The organism is Myxacorys chilensis (assembly GCF_059505265.1).
On the sequence record NZ_JCACKG010000205.1, the window covers coordinates 1 to 3,229 of the forward strand.

General features: G+C 46.5%; 3 protein-coding genes. All 3 read right to left on the minus strand.

Going from position 1 to position 3,229, the window contains the following annotated elements; all coding sequences use genetic code 11:
• Positions 1-557: phosphate/phosphite/phosphonate ABC transporter substrate-binding protein (locus AC5JLB_RS19880; protein WP_495875552.1), on the minus strand; the 557-nt coding region annotated here is incomplete at its 3' end.
• A 92-nt stretch (positions 558-649) separates the two neighbouring features.
• A complete protein-coding gene (locus tag AC5JLB_RS19885; RefSeq protein ID WP_495875553.1) occupies positions 650-1,786 on the minus strand; it encodes a DUF1822 family protein in 1,137 nt (378 codons plus the stop codon).
• Between the two features lie 2 nt (positions 1,787-1,788).
• Positions 1,789-2,973, minus strand: a complete 1,185-nt coding sequence (locus tag AC5JLB_RS19890; RefSeq protein WP_495875554.1) for a sigma-70 family RNA polymerase sigma factor — start codon at positions 2,971-2,973, stop codon at positions 1,789-1,791.
• Positions 2,974-3,229: the final 256 nt, after the last annotated feature.

Consider the following 3,229-nt stretch of genomic DNA (forward strand, 5'->3'; position numbering starts at 1 on the left):
GGGCAGAAACAACTGCTCCATTCTGCTTTTTCTCTCATAGATAAACCAGCCCTGCTTGGAGTTGGGGACAGCACAAGTTCGGACAGCGCTAGCCCATACACGTTGAAGAGGGGTAGATAATATCCTGTAGCTGAACCGGGTTGTCCGAGAGCAACAGATTTTCCAGCGATCGCAGCCACTTTCTGAATATCGCTGTCTTCACGAACGACAAACACCGAGCGTAAATTTTGCACGCCCGCTAATGGAAACAGAGGTGTGTATTGATATCGGGAAATCGCGATCGCAGCTAAACCTGGAGGGGCGAATACCAGTGTCCACGCCCGATTTTGAATCCGCTCAAGGGCTTTATTTTCGTTAAAGGCAGGCTCGAATTCGACCACCGAACCTGTTCTCTCGCTCAAGTACCGTTTGAAGCGATCGTAGCGATCCAGCGCTTTGCTGCCTTCACCGTAGCTGACTGCACCCACCGTGAATGATCCGCCTCGGTTCGCTGCCGATTTAGCACTACAGGCGGACAGTAGCAACAAACCCAGAAACCAACGACGAGAAATTTTCACAGTAAACTCCGTTGGATGTGTTTCAGCATTGTCGAGTACGAAATTTGTTAAGCACAGAAAATACTGTCAAATATAGACTTCAGAGAGCCGCTTTAACATTGGAAGTTTTCGGTGACTACTCCATCTAGATAACTAACCTGCACTTGAAATTGAGTTCCAACAGGGCACTTAAAGCGTTGCAGTTGAATTGAATTATCTTGACTACGAGTTTGCACCGATTGAATGGTGTTGCCTCGACTGGACAGAAGAGATAAGTTGAGATGCTGAGGCAAGCAGAGTGTACCTTCAGGCGGGGAGAGCTGAATCCGAATGCCAACTCTTCCATCGGGTTCAGCGGTTAGGGCGATGATGAGGAGAACCGTTTGTTCAGCTAATGACAACACTTTCACGCGCTGAATCGTGAGTTCAGATGACGCCGCTTGTCGAAAATTAAGCGCTGGTGATTCAGGATTCAACACCGTTTCTAGCGATCGCCATGTTTCGGTAAATGTATTTTGAAACCACTGGGTTAAATTTGTAACAACGCTAGTTTGATTGACAGATTGGTTCTGAAGCTGAACCAATCGTTGACGCCACGGTTCCGAGTCTAGTAATGCACCCCACAGTGTAAAAGGTAACTCTAAACGGATTTGATCAATAGCGATTTGAGAGAGCCGCTGCAATAAGTTTTCCGCCTGCACTTGAGGTACTTCTGCCAACGCAGAAACAGCAGCTTGAGTCGGTTCATTGGCACAGAGTTGCTGCACTACGCGAAGCACCTGAAGATCTTGAATTAATTGGTAATTGTTCACTGAGTACGTGCGATCGTCAGCATCATATTGTCCCTTTGCCTTGAGTTGCTGATGCGTGGTGTATCCCCAAACCCTTACCGACTTCTCATCTGGGTTGATTTGAACGGCTAAATAGTAATCTCCGACCAAACTAGGGACATCAATCCATTCTTGCGGCACTCTCAGTTCACTGGTATCAATACTTTTATCGGGAATGAGGATCAGGCGTTTTTGGTTGAGTGAAAGCGCAATTCCATTTAGAATACCGCCTGCGTTGAACTGGACAGTTGGGGTAACATCATAGTCGTCTTGCAGCCAGGGAAGAACCGTATCGAGGCAGACTTGATTGATATAGGCACTCCACATCGCTCGTGGCGTTGAGTAACGTTGGCTCTGCTGCCAAGCGACTTGGTGAATGGCATCCGAAATTTGTAATTCTGGTTGGGTAGGGGTATTCATGTTTACATCCTGTCTTGCAGCCATTCTTCTAAAACCAGGCTGATATTTTTCACCACGTCGGAGGTTAGTGAAATATGCAACGTCTCTTGGCTCCATCGAGTTAGCGCTAGAAGGAGAGTTTCGCGCGTTTTTGAGAGTTTGCGAGAAACCGTGTATTGCTGAACATTTAGCTGTTTAGCAATCTGTTGCTGAGTCAGTTTTTGGCTGTAGTAAAGAGTCAACAGGTCTTGAGCGGTCGGATCCAATTGAGCGATCGCAGCCTTTAAAGCTCCGCTAACATCGTTATGTTGCGTTTGCCGTGCTTCGGTGTCCTCTTGAAGAATCAAATCATCTAGCAGAGACTCGCGATCGTGATCCGGTAAGTCATCCTGCCATTCTTTGGACTCGTAGCCTGGTTTAGGTGCGTTCAGCGATGCAACAGGAGGATATAAATAAGCGCGGGCATGACGAGTGCAGGTTGATAACCAACTCGCAATCGTCTCGGCGCTCTGCTCGGCTCCAGGTGTTTTAAGCTGACGGCGTTGATTATTATATAGAGTCGCGATCGCGGCCCAAGTTTCTGGATCCGGGGCAGGCAGTTTTCGCAAATTCGGAGACTTGGTCGGCAGATAAGCGGTTTCAAAACACGTCCAAGCGAGTACGTACTGAGTGAGCGTGTCGGAATTTAACCCCGCTTGAGTTAATGCTTCTGTTAACCGTTTGCGACTGAGCTTTAGCAGCAGTCCCCAATCACTACACAAATCAACTTCTCGGCTCTGCCGCAAAAAGTCGCGAATAATATTTTTAAATGCATTGCCTGCGTAAGTTTTAAGACTTCCTGGATAATTGGGATCTCTCGCCTTCAAAATTTTAGGAACTTCTGCGATCGCGATTTGAAAGCAGTCTGAAGCGCGATATCGCGCTTCAGCGAGCCATTGATGTCCTCTGTATGCACTCCAATAACAAGTCTCTTGCAAATAGGCGGACAAATGACCTAGTGCGGTTTCTCTAAAGGTTTGCTCTTCGCACCAGCGTCGATGCCAATAGGTTGACCAGAATTGTTCTGAAGGTTTAGCGTCTGCAACCTCAGTCAAATGCGCCTTCATACTGCGCCGTAGCTTTGCGTCGGTTGCCCAACGGCTAACGTGGTCGGCTTCAAACTGTAGAAAGGTCGAGAAGAGATCTGTGATGCTTTGACGGGGTTGCATACTTTCATTGCCCCTACAATTAATTCTCAGGACTTACTATAACTAAACTTTAAGGTTCAATTCGAGACTAGGTTGCTATTTAGTCAAAATTTTGATTGGTAGTTTTACTTGTAACCGCTCAAACCAACGAACAGCGCTTCAATTAATCATAATGTTTTGATTTATCAACTAATTAATAGCTCTAGCAACTAATTAATATAGTTGCTAGGTTGTGTTGACATTTCAGCGAAGTTCAATCAGCAAGGCAGTGAAATAA